We start from the raw sequence: 18,509 nt of genomic DNA on the forward strand, positions 1-18,509 counted from the left end.
GTCACCGGTGTCACCCGTATCGGGTTTCGAAACGAGTTTCGTGGTCAGTATCTGTGTACGTTCTTCATGGATACTGTGGACAAGTTATTTATAACTGTTTCACCTGCCGTTACGTATGACGGCAGGTCCGCCGATAGACGAACTTCACTTCGATGACGCACCGGACGTCGACTCCGTCCCCGGCCCCAACACCAGGGCGCTGCTCGAGAAACAGCGCGAGATCGACAGTAGCGCGGTCGCCTATCCGGACGACATTCCGATCGCCTTCGAGGAGGGGAAGGGCGCGACGGTCCGCGACGCCGACGGCAACACCTACATCGATCTCTTCGCGGGCATCGGCGTGCTCAACGTCGGCCACTCGAACCCCTACGTCCTCGAGGCGGTCCACGAGCAGGCCGACAAGTTCGTCCACACGGTCGACTTCCCGACGGAAGCCCGGCTCGAGCTGATCGAGAAACTCGACGAAATCGTTCCTGCTGGTTTGCAGGGCCAGAACAAGGTCGTCTTCGGCGGCCCGACCGGCAGCGACGCCATCGAAGCGTCGATCAAACTCGCCAAGTACAACACCGGCGGCGACGGCCTCATCGCGTTCCGCGGTGGCTACCACGGCGCGACGACCGGCGCGATGAGCGTCACCTCGAACAAGAAGTTCAAGAGCGACTACACGCCGCTGCTCGCCGACGTCGTCCACGCCCCCTATCCGCACCCGTTCCGACAGGGGAAGACGCCCGAGGAAGCGGTCGATCACGCGCTCGAGGAGGTCCGGGCCATCGTCGAGGACCCCTACGGCGGGCTGGCCAATCCGGCCGGCATGATCGTCGAACCGATCCAGGGCGAGGGCGGCATCGTCACGCCGCCGGCGGGCTTCCTGCAGGGGTTGCGCGACATCGCCGACGACAACGACGTCGTCCTCGTCTTCGACGAAATTCAGAGCGGGCTGGGCCGCACCGGGCAGTGGTGGGCCAGCGACTGGGAGGGCGTGACCCCCGACGTGATGACCTCCGCGAAAGCGCTGGGCGGCGTGGGCTTCCCGCTCTCGGCGACCATCTACCACGAGGATCTGGACACGTGGGGGCCGGGCGACCACGCCGGCACCTACCGCGGCCACGTCGTCGGGATGCGGGCCGGGACCCGCGCCATCGAGTACATTCAGGAGCACGACCTCCTCGCGCACGCTCGCGATCTCGGCGAGTACATTCGGGGCCGGCTCCGCGAGGCTGCCAACGACAACGAGCACCTCGCCGACATCCGCGGCAAGGGGCTGTTCATCGGCGCGGAGTTCGTCGATAGCGACGGTAATCCGGACGGCGACCTCGTCGACGCCATTCAGCAGTACTGCTTCGAGCGCGGCGTCCTGATCTGGACGGCCGGTCGCCACGGCAACGTCCTCCGGTTCCTGCCGCCGCTGGTGCTCACGCACGACCTGGCCGAGACGGCGCTCGACGTCGTCGTCGAGGCGATCGACGACATGACCGCCGAAGCGACGCAGACCGCCTGAGACTCGAGCGGTGCGAAAGCGCGACGAGACTGACCACACCACGTCCGACATCGATTCTATGTCCGACATCGATTCCATCGAGACCGACGACGCACCGAGCAACGACAACCCCTACTCGCAGGGGATTCGCGCCGGCGATACGCTGTACGTCTCCGGCTACGGGCCCGTCGACCCCGACACGGGCGAGGTCGTCGACGAAGATATCGAGGCCCAGACCGACCGGGTGCTCGACAACATCGCCGCCGTCGTCGACGAAGCCGGCGGCGACGGCCTTGCGGACGTCGTCAAAGTCACCGTCTACCTGACCGATCTCGCGGACTACGAGCGGGTCAACGAGGCCTACGGTGCTCGATTCGGCGAGGAGCCGCCGGCTCGAGTCTGCGTGGAGGTCTCGCGACTCCCCGGAGACGTTCGCGTGGAGCTGGACGCCACGGCGTTCCTCGGGTAGGCGGTCCGACGTCCGGGAACCGCCGGTTCGATCACACGAATTCGGGCGCGAACGGGTAGCGCCACGCGTCGCCGAAGATGGCTTTCGCCGTCGCGACGATCCAGACGAAGAAATTGAGGAATCCGAGGAGGATCGAGACGAAGGCCAGCGCGAAGACGGGGACGAAGACGACCGTTTCGATCACCCCCGGAAGCGCGACGTACTCGAACAGCGTTCCCAGTCCGAACACGAGGACGAACACCGCGAGGAACGATCCGCTGACCAGCAGCTGCCAGTTGAGCGCGTTCCGCGCGTTGGCCCGCGTGAATTCGTGTTCCGATACCGCGTAGATGATCCCGGCGGTGACGAACCCGAGAAACGGGAGGATCGCGATGAAGTGGACGAATATCCCTAGGAGCGTCCGCTCCGTGAGGATCGACGGGCCGGGTTCGGTCGAAGTCGATTCGGGAGACGGCGATTCGTTCGGGGTCGAGTCAGTCGACATGGGTACGTGTGCTGGGATATCGGTTGGGTGATAGTCAGTTGCGTCGCGTTACTTCGGACTGGTCCGTTTAGGCGTCGGAATCGATCCGTTGGCGCCGTCGTCGCGACGGTTGCGAACGGCGCGTTCGGCGAAGAGGAGGACCAGACAGACGATGAAGAGATTGCCGGCGGCCGCCCACAGCCCGTGACTCGCGTCGACGGGGGCCTCTATCGACAGCACGATCATCCCGACGCCGACACAGAACAGCACCAGGCTGAGCTGGAAGCCCGCCAGGACCAGCGTCCTGATCCCGGCCGGGTTCCGGAGTCGGAGAAAGTCACGCGCCGACAGCGTTTCGAGTGGCGAATCGTGAGCGAGCGCCCGTTTCCCGTCCGGCGAGAGCGGCCACTGCGATTCGGGATGGTTGACGTAGTACAGCGTAATGGTGTCCGGATACGTTTCCGCGGCGACGACGTCGATCTCGCGGAGTTCGTCGAGCCGGTTTCGGACCGTCTCTTTACTGACCGTCGGTTTGACTCGAGCCCGGAGCTGCTGGATCGAAAAGAACGGCCGCTCGGACTCGAGCATGACCTCGACGACGTGTCGCTGCGTGAGTTTCTTGTCGAGCGCGGAGTCGATCCGATCGTCGATCCACGTTGGGAGGGGCGGCATCGATGGTCCATCCATCGAGGGGTTGTAAATTAAATCCCGTGATGGATTTGGCGGGCACCAAACGCGAATGTGCGTCCGCAAAACGGTGCGTCGATCGATCGAACGTGCGGCTGGCTCGAAGTAAGCGAGTGGTAACGGGTCTGCAAACCCGCGAGTTCGGCTCAGGAGCGATCCCGTCTCGAGCGGACCCGCGAACGATTCGTTCGGCGACGCGAATCACGACGTAGCCCAAGAGCGCGCTCCACGCAGCGGCCGGTCTTGTCTTCCGTACGCCTCTCTGACCGCCGTTCCCCTCGACCGTCTCTGGGCTGGGACCATCGCGGTCTTCGCGTCGGTTGTTCGCGTGAACCGCTCGAATCTGTCTCGACCCTTGACTGTCTACATCGATCGTGCGTAATCGGTATACGATTATCGACTACGATTAAGTATCTCCCGCGCGTAGAACCGGCAAGAATGTCCTACGAAGCGCGAAACAGATTGCGCGAATTACGGCGGGAGTTCCACCGTCATCCCGAACCGGGCTGGCGCGAGTTTCGGACCACCGGTCGGGTCGTCGAGGAACTCGAGCGGATCGGCGTCGACGAGATCGCCGTCGGCCGCGACGCGCTGGCGACGGACGAGCGCATGGCCGTGCCGCCGGCGGCGGAACTCGAGCCGTGGATCGAGCGCGCCCGCGAGGCGGGCGTTCGGTCGGACGTTCTCGAGCGCACGGCCGACGGTCACACTGGCGTTATCGCGACCCTCGAGCAGGGGGAGGGCCCCTGCATCGGGTTGCGCGTCGATCTCGACGCGATTTCGATGCGGGAATCCGACGAGAGCGAGCACCGGCCGGCCGCCGAGGGATTCCGGTCCGAACACGACGGCTACATGCACGCCTGCGGCCACGACGCCCACCTCGCGATGGCGCTGGGGACGCTCGAGGCGGTCAAAGAGAGCGAGTTCGACGGGACGCTGACGGTGTTCTTCCAGCCCGCCGAGGAGATCTCCGGCGGCGGGAAGGCGATGGCCGAGAGCGGCTATCTCGACGACATCGACTACCTCCTCGCCCTTCACATCGGCCTCGACCATCCGACGGGCGAGGTCGTCGCCGGCATCGAGAAGCCGCTGGCGATGGCACATCTGACCGCGACGTTCGAGGGGGCGAGCGCCCACGCAGGGAAGGCCCCGAACGAGGGGGCCAACGCCATGCAGGCGGCGGCGACCGCGATTCAGAACGCCTACGGGATCCCCCGGCACAGCGACGGGCTGACCCGAGTGAACGTCGGCCGAATCGAGGGCGGGACCGCGAGCAACGTCATCGCCGAGGAGGTCACCATCGAAGCCGAGGTCCGCGGCGGGACCACCGCGTTGATGGAGTATACGCGCACGGAACTCGAGCGCGTCTGCTACGCCGCCGCCGAGATGCACGACTGCGACGTCACGCCGCGGGTGATCAGCGAGTCGCCCCGCGTCGACAGCCATCCCGCGCTCCGCGACCTCGTGGGGAACGTCGCCTGGGAGGTCGAGGGCGTCGATCGGGTGATTCCGAGCGAGGAATTCGGCGTGAGCGAGGACGTGACCTACCTGATGCAGCGCGTCCAGGACGGGGGCGGGCTCGCGTCATACGTCCTCGTCGGTACCGACCACCCGACGAGCCACCACACGCCGACCTTCGACATCGACGAGGAGAGCCTCGAGATCGGGGTGACGCTGCTCACCGAGACGGCGACCGAACTCTCCCGCCGGCGGCCGTAGCGGACGCCCCTCGATCGGGACTGGAGCCCCTGTAACCGTGTCTGATGACGCTCACCGGGCGGACGGTTCGCCGCAACTCTCGTCGAAAACCGCAATACTGACTGACAGTCGAACGGACGCTTCTGTCCGTCGAGAATCACGTTCGCTGAATGGGAAACGTTAATTCGCGGGCTCTCCGTGTATCCCCTATGAGCCAAGACGACGTTCCGGAGTCGTTGCGGACGGCGGCGGACTCGGATCGCCCGCGCGGCATTCTCACGCCCTCCGACCGCGATTTCTTGCTCGGTCGAAAGACGGACTACACCGACCACTCGAAGAAACAGAAGCGAAACCGGATCCGACGCCGGGTACGAAACGCGATGCTCGACTTCAGCATCCTCTTCGAGTACATGGAGGAACGCGATCGGGAGACGGTCTTCGATCCCGACGCCGAGGACCGCGACGCCTACACCCAGGGGATCACCGATATGCTCGCCTTTCTCCACCTCGGGACGATCGGCTACCACACCCCGTTCAAGGACATGCTCTCGGAGGGCGTCGGTAAGGCCGAACAGCGCCTCGCCGGCTCGAACTACCGGATGGTCAACGTCGAGTTCAACGTCGAACCGGTCGGCCAGATCGACGTCGACGAGGTCGTCGACAAACTCGAGAACGAGGAGTTCGCCCAGCTCACCGACGAGGAACTGCGGGCGTTCGTGCGCCTGCTGACGATGTCGGATAGCTTCTCACCGGCGGACACCCGCGAGGAAATCAAGGATCGTGTCGACGAGTTTGCCGAGCGCGTGGCCGAGAGCACCGAGACTCGCGAGCAGACGCTCGAGGAACTGACGAACTGACGGAGCCGTCTTCGGATTTCGTTTTCGGTCGACCGAATCGTCGGTTCCACCGTCGTTCCCCACACCGTCAGACACGTTAGTTCTCAGTTACTGATTGGCATTTCGATTGACTAATCCTCTATTGTCCTCCGTAGTGGATATCGGTTGTCTGACTATATGGTGTATTTAACGATGATCGATACAGGGTGAGGAGACATTCTATACAAATTTTCGGAAATACATAATAAACGCAATCTGTAGATATTCTAGCCGAGTGAGAAACACTTATTGTATACGCCGTTAATGGTGGCGGTATGCCATCATGCAGCATGGCGAATGGTAGGTGGAAGCACGAGAGATCGTTCCGCTGCCGTCCGATACCGGGGGTGGGACGATGAGCGACGCCGATCAGGGGATGGTCGACGAGTTCCTCGAGGAGATCGACCTGGTCGTCTTCGCGTTCGGGGCACTGTTGACCGTCGGCGTGATCGCGGCGTTCTTCATCAGTCCGAGCACGGTCGAGAGCGGCATCTCGACGCTGAACGATCAGATGCTCGGTGCGTTCAACTGGGCGCTGCTGTTGATCGTCTTCCTAATTGTCATCTTCTTGTTGTTCCTGATTGTCGGCCCGTGGGGCAAGATCAAAATGGGAGACGAGGATCCGGAGTACAGCTTCCTGTCGTTCTTTGCGATGCTGTACTCCGCGGGCTTTGCCGCCGGTGTCGTGTTCTGGGGCCCGACCGAGGCGCTGTTCTACTATGACAGCCCATCGCCACTGTTCGGTGGCGTCGAGGGCGGCTCGACCGAAGCGATGACCCTCGCCGTCCAGCAGACGCTGTTCCACTGGGCACTGCCCCAACTCGCGGTGTTCACGATCATGGGAATCGCGATCGGCTACTTCGCGTACAACTACGAGAATGTCCCGCTGCGAGTTTCCTCGGCACTCACTCCGATCATCGGCGCTGAGAACTTAGACGGGCCGTTCGCGAAGGTCGTCGACATCCTCGCCGTCTTCGCGACCATCGGCGGCGTGGCGACCTCGCTGGGCTTCATCGGCAGCCAGTTCGTCACGGGGCTGGACTACCAGTGGGGGATCAGTATGGGGAACATCGGCATTCTCCTCGTGGTGACATTCATGACGCTGCTGTTTACGACCTCGATGGTGTTGGGGGTCGACAAGGGGATCCGCCGGCTGTCGAACTTCAATATGATCCTCTTCGTCATCCTCATGTTCGGCACGTTCATCGCCGGCCCGACCCTATTCTTGATTCTACTCGGCACGCAGGCGTTTGGTGGGATGATGTCGGACTTCATCTCAATGAGCCTCTTTACCGGTGCCGGTCCGATGGGTGCAGGTGATCCGGCGGCGGCGGAGTGGATGAACGCCTGGACCGTCTTCTACTGGGCGTGGGCGCTCTCGTGGTCGCCGTTCGCGGGCCTGTTCATCGCCCGCATCTCCAAGGGTCGCACCGTTCGCGAAGTTGCGTTTACGGGGATCGTTGCAACATCTGGAGCCACCATCCCGTGGTTCACGTTTGTCGGCGGCACCGCCGTTTGGGCCCAGCACAACGGCGTCGCCGACTTCGGCGCGGTCATCTCCGGCGAGGCAGGTGCGGAGGTCTCCGGCTTCATCCTCTTCGAGGCGTTGCAGTTCACGCTGGCCCTCGGGGGGAGTTCGATCACGATACCGGTCGGAACCGCTCTGATGTACATGTTCCTGATCCTCGTGACGACGTTCTTCGTCACCTCCGCGGACTCTTCGACGCTGGCCGTCTCGATGATGACGACCGGCGGCAAGGCACGTCCGTCGACCATCAACCGGGTCTTCTGGGGCGTCGTCCTCGGCATGACCGCGGCGATCCTGATGATCCTCGGCGGCACCGGCAGCGCGAACACGCTCCAGCAGGCGGCGATCATCACCGGGACGCCGTTCGCGTTCGTCTGCTTCCTCGCGATGCTCTCGCTGATCAAGGACTTCGGCTCGAGCTACGGTCGCGTCCTCCTGCAGGACGAAACCGTCCTCATCGGCTCGAGCCGAAAATCCGACGCCGACTCGCCGTCCGGCCCCGCCGGTACCGTCGAAACGGACGACGACTGAGCGCCACTATGTTTTTCTTGTTATCGAGCGATTCCCTGGCTATTTTTGCTGATACAACATCTGGAACTTGAGTACTGGATCGTAGTCGCGGTACAATCTGAAGTAGAATTCAATGCCACAATCAGATATAGTAATAGAGTCTCTGAGAAAACACAGGATCATTATTATATCGGGTATTGATGGGAACCATAGATATATAAAGATAGAAAATAGAAATAATTTATGGACAACAATACTGTCCAAAGGAGCGAAAGAGGTAGTCAAGTCAATCGACGAGGATTGCTACACTCAATCGGCACAGCAACCCTATCCGGAACAGCGATTCTCGGACTCAGTGGATCAGTAAGTGCGACTCATACTTGTCCTGATCTTGATATCAGTGGTGAGGCGTATGAGGATTGTGATGATGCAAGCGAAGAGATAAATTATGCTTACCGTCGAGATACCACACGTGTCAAGGGAGAAACTTCTTTGTCTGTCGGGTCTAGGGGGTGGACAGATAATAATTGCAATGAATGTGTAACATACTTTTTTGATCTTGCTGGACTGAATGAAGCGTATGGAACAGATAATGGAAATGAGTATGTGAACTCATTCGGCTTTCGGTGGGAAGTCAGCGATTCTGTTATTCCTGATCCTCAGCCTGCTGGTTCCTCGAATCTCGAGAGTGGAGTAATTGATCCTGACGGAACTGAATCTCCGAATGGAAACGATGAAGAGGCATTCTACGCGCTCGGAGACGTAGCCATTGGCGGCGGAACATTGCTTTATCCAGCGCTTGGCCCAACTGCATTTCTTTACACCCTCGCGCGGGCATCAAGCATCGACTCTTCTATAGACGAAGCGAACAATGAGGTGGCATTCAATGATGGTTTGATTCCCTCACATTTCGATTCGGTGGGATACGGGTATTACAATATGCGATTTCAGCTACCTCTTCATGAAGAAGGTACTGTTACGTTTGAAGCATTCACTGATACCGGAAATCGAGAAGTAACTACTAGTACGAAAACATTTAATCTCGATAGTCACGTTTATTACACTGGCCCAGTTGGTCCGAATCCCTAAGATCCTTCTAAACATACCAATGCGATTTGTAAGTGATCGCGCTATGTAGGGATCCCGACTGCCATATTGGTATTTCTAACACATAGAGATTATAAATATCTATAGTAGTGTATTAAATTCTATATTTAATTATATGTCTAACAAAGGGTTATGACTGGGAACCACCATCGTCTTCAGAAATCTATAACAAGTTTTAATGTATGGGGTACACATAAACTGTGTATGGATAGGGACACGGCGGAACCCGACGCGGACGCGCTTCCGGGGCCGAACGCCCAGCAGTGGGTCGACTTCCATCAGGAGTACTCAGCCCCCAGCGAGTACTCCCACGACTTCGTCTGGGACGTGACCCGCGAGGCTGACGGCCCCTTCGTCACCGACGTCGACGGCAACGTTCTCCTCGATTTCACCTGTCACATCGGCGCGGCACCGCTCGGCTACAACAACGAGAAGATCCTCGACAAGGTCCGCGAGTTCGACCTGGTCGAACCGATGAAGATCGCCGGCCAGGACATGTACTTCGGCTCCGGCCCCAGCCCCGAGGAGGCCGACGTCCCCGGCTCGAGTCACCTCATGCAGAAGCTCACGGAGGTTTCGAGTCAGTACGGGATGGACACCGTCTTCCTCTCGAACTCCGGCGCGGAGGCCATGGAGAACGCGATGAAGATCACGAACGACTACCGCGCGCCGTCGAAGTACGGCGTCGCGTTTTCGGGGAGCTTTCACGGTCGCACGCTCGGCACCCTCTCGCTGACGAAATCCAAGGAGGTCTACACGCGCCACTACCCCGAAATCAGCGGGATCGAGACGGTGCCGTTCTGCGACGATCGGGGCTGTGACGCCGAGAGCTGTGACTGTGGCTTCTTCGCCGGCGGCGGCTCACAGCTTCGCGATATGCTCGCGCCCGAAGGCGGCTACGTCGATCCCGACGAGATCGCCTTCCTGACCCTCGAGCCGATTCAGGGCGTCGGCGGTTACCGATTCCCCAGCGAGGCGTTCATGCGGGAGGTCGCCGACGTCACCGACACCTACGACATCCCGCTGGTCGTCGACGAGATCCAGGCCGGCGTCGGTCGCACCGGCGAGATCTGGGCCTCCGACCATTACGCGATCGAACCCGACGTCATCGCCAGCGCGAAGGCCCTGCGCGTCGGCGCGACCATCTCTCGCTCGGAGGTCTTCCCCAGCGAGAAGAATCGCCTCGGATCGACCTTCGGCGGCGGCGACATGCTCGGGTCGATGATGGGCGCGTTCACGCTCGAGGCGATCCAGGAACACGACCTGCTCGACAACGCCACCCGACGCGGCGAACAGGCCAAAGAACTCCTCCGCGACGACGCGCCCGACTCCGTCGTGGACATCCGCGGCAAGGGCCTGATGCTCGCCGTCGAGTTCGACACCCCCGACCGGCGCTCCGCCGTCGTCGAAGCCGCCCTCGAGCGCGGCCTGCTCACACTCGGCTGTGGAAAGAAGACTATCCGACTGCTCCCGCCGCTGGACTCGAGCGAGCGCGAGATCGAACTCGGGATCGGCATCTTCTGCGAGGCGATCGAGGCCGTTAGCCCGAACGCGAAAGCGGCGTAATCACGTCCGCTAATTTTCCGATCGACGTTCGTTTCTCCGGGTGGCTCGAGCGCGTTTTCTCATCGATTCTGACCAGTCTGATACACGACGTCCGTTTCTCGCCCGTTCTCAGAGCACGATCCACAGTAGCGCCGCGAGCACCATGAGTCCCGCTCCGGCCACCGAGAGCCGGAATACCGCGGGAGTCAGCTCGGGTGGGTCGGCATCGGAGCGGAGCAGTTGATAGCAGTTCACGAGAACGATCCCGATCCCGCTAATCCCCATCAGTGCCACGAAGATGCCGTCGAACGCGTCGTAGAGCCCGTTACCCATAACCGACGAAACTGCGAACAGGAGGAGGCCGCCACCGACGACTATCTGGGACACGTGATACACGAGGAGTCGATTCACACTCACACTCACCTGACAGCAATCTAGAAACTTTCGCTAATACGCCGTCCCGCTCGTCCGTAAGGCGACCGAGAATCCGGCCCCGTCAGTCGTCAATCGAGCGTGTGTTCCACGACCGACACGCCCTCGAGCGCCGACAGCGCTTCGAGCACGCCCTCGAGATGCGCCGAACCGCTCCCCTCGAGTCCGATCGTTACGGGCGTCCGATTCGGCTCGTCGACAGACGTCCGCCGAGCGCGCTCGAGTACGTCCAGCTCGGCACCCTCGGCTGTTACCGTCTCGACTACCGCGCCGACGCTCGTCGGCCAGCCCGCGAGCGCGAGTCTCGCTTCGGTGTAGCGCTCGAGTTCGTGCAGCCCGGTTCTGGTCAGTTCGGCGTGCTCGGAGAGGTTCACGTTCCCGCCCGAGATGACGACCCCGACGTGCTCGCCCTCGAGGTCCAGATCGTCGGAAAGCGCGGCGGCCAGCGGTGCGGCGCCGGCGCTCTCGGCGACCGTCTTCGCGCGCTCGGCCAGCAGAGTGACCGCTGCGGCGATCTCCCGATCGCTCACGCTGACCACGTCGTCGACGACCTCGCGGGCGATTTCGAACGTCGTCTCGAGCATGCGAGTATCCGCGATCCCCTCCGCGACGGTGTCGACGTCCGGGAGCTGGCGGATTTCGCCGGCCTCGAGCGACGGCTTCGCGTGGGCGGCTCCCTCGGGCTGGACGCCGATCACGCGAACATCGCGCTCAGCGGCCTTCAGGACCGTTCCGATGCCCGAAATGAGCCCACCGCCACCGATCGCGACCAACACGGTGTCGATCTCGGGATACTGCTCGAGCAGTTCGAGGCCGATCGTTCCCTGCCCCGCAACGACGTCCGCGTCGTCGAAGGGATGGACGAACGTTTCCCGGGTCTCCGCGGCCCGCTCGAGGGCGTACTCGTAGGAGCGCTCGTAGATGTCGCCCTCGACGACGACTTCGGCCCCGTAGCCGCGGGTGGCCTCGATCTTCGCGGCCGGCGTCACCTCGGGGACGACGATCGTCGTGTCGATGTCGAGCAGACCCCCGGCCAGCGCCACGCCCTGCGCGTGATTACCCGCGCTCGAGGCGATGACGCCCACCTCGCGCTCCTCGGGAGACAACTGGGCCATCGTGTTGTACGCGCCGCGAATCTTGAACGAGCCGGTCCGCTGGACGTTCTCGAGCTTGAGCCCGATCGAATCGGCACCGCTCAGCTCGGCGAACGTCCGCGAGGTGTCGAGCGGGGTTCGGTGAACGACGTCCGCGATCCGCTCTCGAGCGTTCTCGACGTCCTCGCGGGTGACGAGCGCCTCGTCGGAGTCGCGGTCCCTGCTCATCCGTCGTCCTCCGCGCGCGTTCCTATCTCGCCGAGCGCACCGATCTCGCCGAGCGCACCGCTCTCCCCGAGCGGCCCGCTTTCCCCGTGCTCCACGGTCGCCCCGTCATCGACACGCGGAACCGGATGCCGGCGCTCGAGGTCCCGGATCGTGCCGACGAGCACGTCGACGCCGTGTTGCAAACTCGCCTCGTCCACGTCGAAGGTCGGCGTGTGGTGGCTGGTGGGGTGATCGGTGCCGACGATCACGTAGGTCGCCAGCCCGCCCTCGTCCTGGACGCGCTCCATCAGGAAGGTCGCGTCCTCGCTCGCGCCGAAGTCGGCGGCCGGGAGGACGCGGTCGACTCCCTCGACGCCGCTGGCGACCTCGCTGACCAGGGCCTGCAGTTCGGGATCGCTGTCGGCCCGCGGCGACTTGCTGACCACGTCGACCTCGGCCCGGCAGCCGTGCATCTTGGCCGCCGACTTGATCGTGCGCTCGAGTCGCCGTTCCATGTACTCCATCAGCTCGGTCGTCTCGCCGCGGGCCTCGGCCTCCATGGACGCGTGCTCGGCGATGACGTTGCTCGCGGTCCCCGCCTCGGCCTTGCCGATATTCACTCGAGTCATGCCGTCGCTGTGCCGTGGAATCCCGTAGGTGTTCACGATGGCGGCTCCCATCGCGTGCATGGCGTTGGCTCCCTCGTTCGGTGCCTTCCCCGCGTGCGCAGAGGTTCCGGTTATCGTCGCGTCGACGTGACACATCGCGAGGGGCTTCTCGATCCCCGCCACGACCTCGCCCGTGGGATGATCGAGCCCAACGTGGATCGCGAGCAGGTAGTCTAGATCCTCCGCGAACTCGCTCTTCGCCATCGGACAGCCGCCACCGCCGGTCTCCTCGGCGGGCTGGAAGAAGACGACCAGCCGCCCCGAAAAATCGCTCTCGGCGATCGTCTCGAGGACGGCCAGCCCCCAGGTCATGTGAGCGTCGTGGCCACAGGCGTGCATCGTCCCGTCGATTTTCGAGCGAAACCCCTCGTTCGCAGGGTGGTGCTCCGAATCGGTCGATTCCTCGATGAACAGCCCGTCGATGTCGACCCGCAAACCGATCGTGGGTCCCTCGCCGCGCTCGAGGACCGCGACTGCACCCGTGTTACCGCCGGTCATCCGCTCGAGGAGGTCCTCGTCCGCGCCGCGCTCGCGGGCGCGTTCGATCCAGGGCTCGAGGTCGTCGTCGGTGACGGCCATTCGATCGGCAGGGTCGTAGGCGTCCGGTCCGACGGCCAGTTCGTCGACGCCGATGGCTCGGATTTCCTCGACGAGCCGTGCCGTGGTGAGGAATTCGCGCCACGCGGGCTCGGGGTGGCGGTGGAAGCTGCGCCGGAGGCTGACGAGACGGTCCCGTATCGGCTCGGTCATGCGGAGTACTGACGCGCCCCAGGGACTTAATTATACACAATCAGTGTTTACGACGGGTACACAAAAAGGATAAGAGAGCGCGTGACAATGGTAGGCCAACACGGAACTCTCTATGAGCACGAATCCAGACATCGTCGTTCTCCGAGAGGGGACGGAAGGGCTGTCGATGGAATCGTACGCCGAAACGTTGCGCGAACGGTTGCCCGATTACACCGTCGCGCTCGCGCGAACGCCGAAAGAGGAACGCGAACTCGTTCCGCAGGCGCGGGTCGTGACGGGCATCACGATCGAGGAGGACCTCCTCGAGCGCGCCGACCGACTCGAGCTGTTCGCGTGTACCTTCGCCGGCACAGACCACGTGCCGATGGACGCGCTGGCCGACCACGGCGTCACCGTCACCAACGCGGGCGGCATCCACGCGCCCGGCATCGCCGAGCAGTCGATCGGCAACATGCTCGTCTTCGCGCGCCGGCTCCACGAGGGCTGGCGACGGAAGGAAAACGACGAGTGGCGGCACTTCCAGTCCCACGAGTTCACCGACAGCACCGTCACGATCGTTGGCCTCGGCTCGATCGGGCAGGCGATCGTCCAGCGCCTCGAGGGATTCGAGGTCGAGACCATCGGAATCCGCTACACGCCCGAGAAGGGCGGGCCGACCGACGAGGTGCTGGGCTTCGACGAGGACGATATCCACGAGGCGTTCTCCCGGAGCGACTACGTCGTCCTCGCGTGTCCGCTCAACGACCTGACCCGCGGGCTCGTCGGTGAAGACGAACTCGCCACGCTCCCGCCGAATGCGGTCGTCGTCAACGCCGCTCGCGGCGGGATCGTCGACACCGACGCGCTCGTCTCGGCGCTGCAGTTCGAGGGGATCCGCGGGGCCGCGCTCGACGTCACCGATCCCGAACCGCTCCCCGCCGACCACCCGCTCTGGGACCTCGAGAACTGTCTCATCACGCCCCACACGGGCGGTCACACGCCGAAACACTGGGATCGACTGGCCGACATCGTCGCGCACAACGTCGCGGTGCTCGAGACCGGCGGCGACCTCGAAAACGCCGTCTATCAGCCCGACTCGAGCGGAGCGTAAGATGGCAGCTGATAACTCGCGTTCCACGACCGACCACAGCGATCAGACCGCGACCGCGGACGAGAGCGCTCTCGGGCCGCAGTCGGATCCGCGGGCGGACGATCCCGCAGCGGATCCCCGCGCCGAGTACGACTACGTCGGCGGCGATATCGACCGCCCCGAACTCGTCTCGGCGCTCGACAAGCGCGTCGACGGCGAAGTTCGCTTCGACGAGTACAGTCGGCGACTCTACGCGACCGACGCGAGCGCCTACGAGGTGACGCCGGTCGGCGTCGTCCTCCCGCGATCGACCGACGACGTCGCCGCGGTCGCCGCGTACTGCGCCGAGCGCGGGATTCCGGTCCTCCCGCGCGGCGGCGGCACCAGCCTCGCCGGACAGGCGGTCAACGAAGCCGTCGTGCTCGATCTGACGACGCACATGGACGGCCTGTGCGAGGTCGCGCCCGACGAACGGACGGCGACCGTACAGGCGGGAACCGTCCTCGCAGACCTGAACGGCGCGCTCGAGCCAGACGATCTGAAGTTCGCACCCGATCCCGCCGCCGGAAATCGGAGCACGATCGGCGGCGCGATCGGCAACAACTCCACCGGCGCGCATTCGCTGCAATACGGCAAGACCGACGCGTACATCGAGGCGGTCGAAGTCGTCCTCGCCGACGGCTCCGTCGAGCGTTTCGGCGAGGTGACGGTCGCGGAACTCCGCGAGCGGGCCGATCCGGACGGGGGGCTGCTCGAGCGGATCTACGAAGCATTGCGCCGGGTCGTCGACGAGGAAGCCGTGGCGATCAGCGAGGTCTTCCCGCAACTCAAGCGGAACGTCTCCGGCTACAACCTCGATCGGCTCGTCGCGGAGGCCTACGGCGAGCCCGAGGCGTTCGACGAAAACACGGACGAGACTGTTGCAATCGACGGCGAACCCGACCCCAACGCGACCCTCAATCTCGCCCGCGTCTTCGCCGGCAGCGAGGGAACGCTCGGCGTGATCACGGAGGCGACCGTCTCGCTCGAGCCGGTCCCCGAGACGACGGGCGTCGTCCTGTTGACCTACGAGGACCTGCTCGAGGCGATGGCCGACGTCGACACCATCGTCCGCAACTTCGACCCCGCAGCGATCGAGGCGATCGACGACGTGTTGCTCGAACTCGCCCGGAACACCGAGGAGTTCGCCGACGTCGCGGCGAACCTTCCCGAGGGAACCGAGACGGCGCTGCTCGTCGAGTTCTACGCCGAGAGCGAGGCCGACGCTCGCGAGAAAGTGACGGCGATGCTCGCGGATCGATTGCCGAATTCGAGCGCGCCGGAATCCGACGGCGGCACGACTGCAACTGAGTCGACTCCCGATTCTGACCCCGTCCGCGCGTTCGACGCTCTCGAGGCCTACGCGCCCGACGACCGGGCCGAACTCTGGAAGCTCCGAAAGAGCGCGGCACCGATCCTGCTCTCCCGAACCTCGGACGCCAAGCACATCTCCTTTATCGAGGACACGGCCGTCCCGACCGAGAACCTCGCGGACTACGTGGCCGACTTTCAGGACGTGCTCGAGGAACAGGATACCTTCGCGAGTTTCTACGCCCACGCGGGACCGGGCTGTATGCACATGCGGCCGCTGGTCGACACCAAGAGCCCGGCGGGGCTGACCCAGTTCGAGGCGATTTCCGACGCCGTGACCGATCTCGTCGTCGAGTACGGCGGCTCGGTCTCGGGCGAACACGGCGACGGCCGCGCCCGAACCCAGTGGAACCAGAAACTCTACGGCGAGGACGTCTGGTCGCTCTTCCGCGACGTCAAGACCGCGTTCGACCCCGACTGGCTCCTCAATCCCGGCACCGTCTGCGGCGACCACGACATGACCGAGCACCTGCGGTTCTCGCCGGACTACGAGTTCGAGGCCGGCTTCGAGCCCGCACTTGAGTGGGCAAACGACAACGGCATGCAGGGGATGGTCGAACTCTGTCACGGCTGCGGTGGCTGTCGGGGGTCCCAGGAGACGACCGGCGGCGTGATGTGCCCGACGTATCGCGCGGCCGAGGAAGAGAGCCTGAGCACCCGCGGTCGGGCGAACATGCTCCGCGGTGCGATGAACGGCGAACTCGACGCCGAGTCGACCGATCCGGAGTTCCTGGCCGAAGTGATGGACCTCTGTATCGGCTGCAAGGGCTGTGCGCGGGACTGTCCGAGCGAGGTCGACATGGCCAAACTCAAGGCGGAAGTCGAACACGCGAACCATCAGGAAAACGGCTCGAGCCTCCGCGACAAGCTGTTCGCGAATGTCGACCGGCTGAACGCCGTCGGCTCGGCGCTCGCGCCGCTCTCGAACTGGGCCGCGTCGCTTCCCGGTGCGGGCACGATCGCCGAAAAGACGGTCGGTATCGCACGCGAGCGCGACTTGCCCACGTTCGAGAGCGAGAGTTTCGAGGACTGGTTCGAGAAGCGAGGCGGCTCTCGAATTTCGCTCGAGGAAGCCACCCGGAAAGTCCTGCTCTTCCCGGACACGTACACGAACTACAACCACCCGCGAGCGGGGAAGGCGGCCGTCCAGGTGTTCGAGACGGCGGGGGTTCGCGTCGAGATTCCCGACGGCGTCACCTCGACCGGCCGGCCGGCCCACTCGAAGGGCTTCCTCGACGTTTCGCGTGAGCGCGCCCGAACCAACGTCGAGGCGCTGGCTCCGCGAGTCGAGGACGGCTGGGAGATCGTCCTGGTCGAACCCTCGGACGCGGTCATGCTCCAGTCGGACTACCTCGACCTCCTCTCGGAACGCGACGCCGAGCGGGTCGCGGCGAACACCTACGGTGTCATGGAGTATCTCGACCGGTTCGATCTGGCGGCCGGACTCCCGACCGCCGAACTCGACGAACGGCTGACCTATCACGGCCACTGCCACCAGAAAGCGACGAAGAAGGACGGTCACGCGGCCGCGGTCCTGCGGACGGTCGGCTACGAGGTCGACGCGCTCGATTCGGGCTGCTGCGGGATGGCCGGTTCCTTCGGCTACGAGGCCGAACACTACTCGCTGAGTCAGTCGATCGGGAGGATCCTCTTCGATCAGGTCGACGACAGCGACGGCGAGACCGTCGTCGCGCCGGGCGCGTCCTGCCGGACGCAGCTCTCGGGGTACGAGGGCTGTGACGATCCGCCCCACCCGATCGAGAGCGTCGCGGCCGGGCTCTCGCGGTAACGCGTCGTCTCACCCCCGAGCGGGTCGCAGTCATTCTTCATCCGTCTATCGGACTGCGGTCACTCCTCGTCCATCGACCGCTCGTCGGCGGTGTCGAGCGGTGCCCGCGGCCGCTCGTTTCCCGGATGTTTTGACTCCCCGAACCCCCCGCTCAAGACCCGTGCGAGCGTCTCTTCGACGGACTCGTCGGTTTCGGTGACGCGGTCGGGGTCGGCCTCGACCGTGAACCCCGAGGAGATGTTCGGTGCCGTCGGGATGAAGAGGACGATCCGTCCGTCACTCGTAGTGTGTCCGGTCTTGAACGCCGGCATCTGGGTTCCATCCCAGCTCTCGACGCTGACCGATTCCTGCAGCGCCTGTTCCTCGCCGAACGTTGTCTCAGCGGCGACCTTCGACGCGTTGTAGAGGACGCGAAGCCCCGGAACGCGGTTCACGACGCCGTCGACGCTTCGCGAGAACACGTCGCCGACCGTCGTTCGGGTGAACGAGCCGACGACGATTGCTATCAGGACGAACACAACGAGCGGAACGACGGCGCGAAGCAGATAGACCGTAAACTCTCGCGTCGGCTCGTGACCGATCAGGCCGCCTACCAGTTCGCTATCGAAGACGAACACCGGCACGACCCCCGCGATGATCGCGTAGACGCGATAGACGACGTACAGCGTGACGAGTATCGGACCGATAACGATCAGTCCGCTCGCGAAGACACGCTTCCACGACCTCATGTC

The 18,509-nt window shown here is 63.6% G+C and carries 15 protein-coding genes; 9 read left to right on the top strand and 6 right to left on the bottom strand.

Annotated elements, in window-relative coordinates; all coding sequences use genetic code 11:
* Window positions 1-115 precede the first annotated feature (115 nt).
* Both CP556_RS11285 and CP556_RS11290 read left to right on the top strand, forming a co-directional pair.
* Window positions 116-1,498, top strand: a complete 1,383-nt coding sequence (locus tag CP556_RS11285) for an aspartate aminotransferase family protein (RefSeq protein WP_098725710.1) — start codon at window positions 116-118, stop codon at window positions 1,496-1,498.
* 58 nt (window positions 1,499-1,556) lie between these two features.
* A complete protein-coding gene (locus tag CP556_RS11290) occupies window positions 1,557-1,946 on the top strand; it encodes a Rid family detoxifying hydrolase (RefSeq protein WP_098727373.1) in 390 nt (129 codons plus the stop codon).
* A 31-nt stretch (window positions 1,947-1,977) separates the two neighbouring features.
* On the opposite strand, the gene CP556_RS11295 is transcribed toward CP556_RS11290, so the two are convergent.
* Both CP556_RS11295 and CP556_RS11300 read right to left on the bottom strand, forming a co-directional pair.
* The gene (locus CP556_RS11295; protein ID WP_098725711.1) at window positions 1,978-2,430 is read right to left on the bottom strand and encodes a DUF4870 domain-containing protein; all 453 of its coding nucleotides are present in this window, start codon (window positions 2,428-2,430) and stop codon (window positions 1,978-1,980) included.
* 48 nt (window positions 2,431-2,478) lie between these two features.
* Window positions 2,479-3,081 (bottom strand): helix-turn-helix domain-containing protein, encoded by a 603-nt coding sequence (locus tag CP556_RS11300; protein ID WP_098725712.1) that lies wholly within the window; start codon window positions 3,079-3,081, stop codon window positions 2,479-2,481.
* Between the two features lie 453 nt (window positions 3,082-3,534).
* Between CP556_RS11300 and CP556_RS11305 the strand changes: the two genes are divergently transcribed.
* The 5 genes from CP556_RS11305 (at window position 3,535) to CP556_RS11320 (ending at window position 10,380) form a co-directional block, all read left to right on the top strand.
* The gene (locus tag CP556_RS11305; protein ID WP_098725713.1) at window positions 3,535-4,815 is read left to right on the top strand and encodes an amidohydrolase; all 1,281 of its coding nucleotides are present in this window, start codon (window positions 3,535-3,537) and stop codon (window positions 4,813-4,815) included.
* Window positions 4,816-5,003: 188 nt separating this feature from the next.
* Window positions 5,004-5,651 carry a DUF8102 family protein gene (locus tag CP556_RS11310; protein WP_098725714.1) on the top strand — a complete coding sequence of 216 codons (648 nt, stop codon included), beginning with the start codon at window positions 5,004-5,006 and terminating at the stop codon, window positions 5,649-5,651.
* 373 nt (window positions 5,652-6,024) lie between these two features.
* A complete protein-coding gene (locus CP556_RS11315) occupies window positions 6,025-7,728 on the top strand; it encodes a BCCT family transporter (RefSeq protein WP_176548256.1) in 1,704 nt (567 codons plus the stop codon).
* 222 nt (window positions 7,729-7,950) lie between these two features.
* Window positions 7,951-8,796 carry a hypothetical protein gene (locus CP556_RS25290; RefSeq protein ID WP_141551667.1) on the top strand — a complete coding sequence of 282 codons (846 nt, stop codon included), beginning with the start codon at window positions 7,951-7,953 and terminating at the stop codon, window positions 8,794-8,796.
* 222 nt (window positions 8,797-9,018) lie between these two features.
* A complete protein-coding gene (locus CP556_RS11320; RefSeq protein WP_098725715.1) occupies window positions 9,019-10,380 on the top strand; it encodes an aminotransferase class III-fold pyridoxal phosphate-dependent enzyme in 1,362 nt (453 codons plus the stop codon).
* A 108-nt stretch (window positions 10,381-10,488) separates the two neighbouring features.
* Here CP556_RS11320 and CP556_RS11325 read toward each other — a convergent pair whose 3' ends face one another.
* From CP556_RS11325 to CP556_RS11335, 3 genes are all read right to left on the bottom strand, one after another.
* Entirely contained in the window at window positions 10,489-10,770 is a 282-nt protein-coding gene (locus CP556_RS11325) for a hypothetical protein (RefSeq protein ID WP_141551668.1), read from the bottom strand.
* A gap of 92 nt (window positions 10,771-10,862) precedes the next feature.
* Entirely contained in the window at window positions 10,863-12,113 is a 1,251-nt protein-coding gene (ilvA, locus tag CP556_RS11330) for a threonine ammonia-lyase (RefSeq protein ID WP_098725717.1), read from the bottom strand.
* A complete protein-coding gene (locus CP556_RS11335) occupies window positions 12,110-13,510 on the bottom strand; it encodes an amidohydrolase (protein ID WP_098725718.1) in 1,401 nt (466 codons plus the stop codon). The genes ilvA and CP556_RS11335 overlap by 4 nt, the downstream gene beginning before the upstream one ends.
* A 112-nt stretch (window positions 13,511-13,622) precedes the next feature.
* Here CP556_RS11335 and CP556_RS11340 point away from each other — a divergent pair, with 112 nt between their 5' ends.
* On the top strand, window positions 13,623-14,600 hold the full coding sequence (locus tag CP556_RS11340) for a D-2-hydroxyacid dehydrogenase (RefSeq protein WP_098725719.1): 978 nt from the start codon (window positions 13,623-13,625) through the stop codon (window positions 14,598-14,600).
* A gap of 1 nt (window position 14,601) precedes the next feature.
* Window positions 14,602-17,778, top strand: coding sequence for an FAD-binding and (Fe-S)-binding domain-containing protein (locus tag CP556_RS11345; RefSeq protein ID WP_098725720.1), 3,177 nt, complete (start codon window positions 14,602-14,604; stop codon window positions 17,776-17,778).
* Window positions 17,779-17,837: 59 nt separating this feature from the next.
* Here the strand turns inward: CP556_RS11345 and CP556_RS11350 are convergent, their stop codons facing one another.
* Window positions 17,838-18,506 (bottom strand): DUF502 domain-containing protein, encoded by a 669-nt coding sequence (locus tag CP556_RS11350; RefSeq protein ID WP_098727375.1) that lies wholly within the window; start codon window positions 18,504-18,506, stop codon window positions 17,838-17,840.
* Window positions 18,507-18,509 lie beyond the last annotated feature (3 nt).

It is taken from the genome of Natrinema sp. CBA1119, assembly GCF_002572525.1.
GTDB lineage: Archaea > Halobacteriota > Halobacteria > Halobacteriales > Natrialbaceae > Natrinema.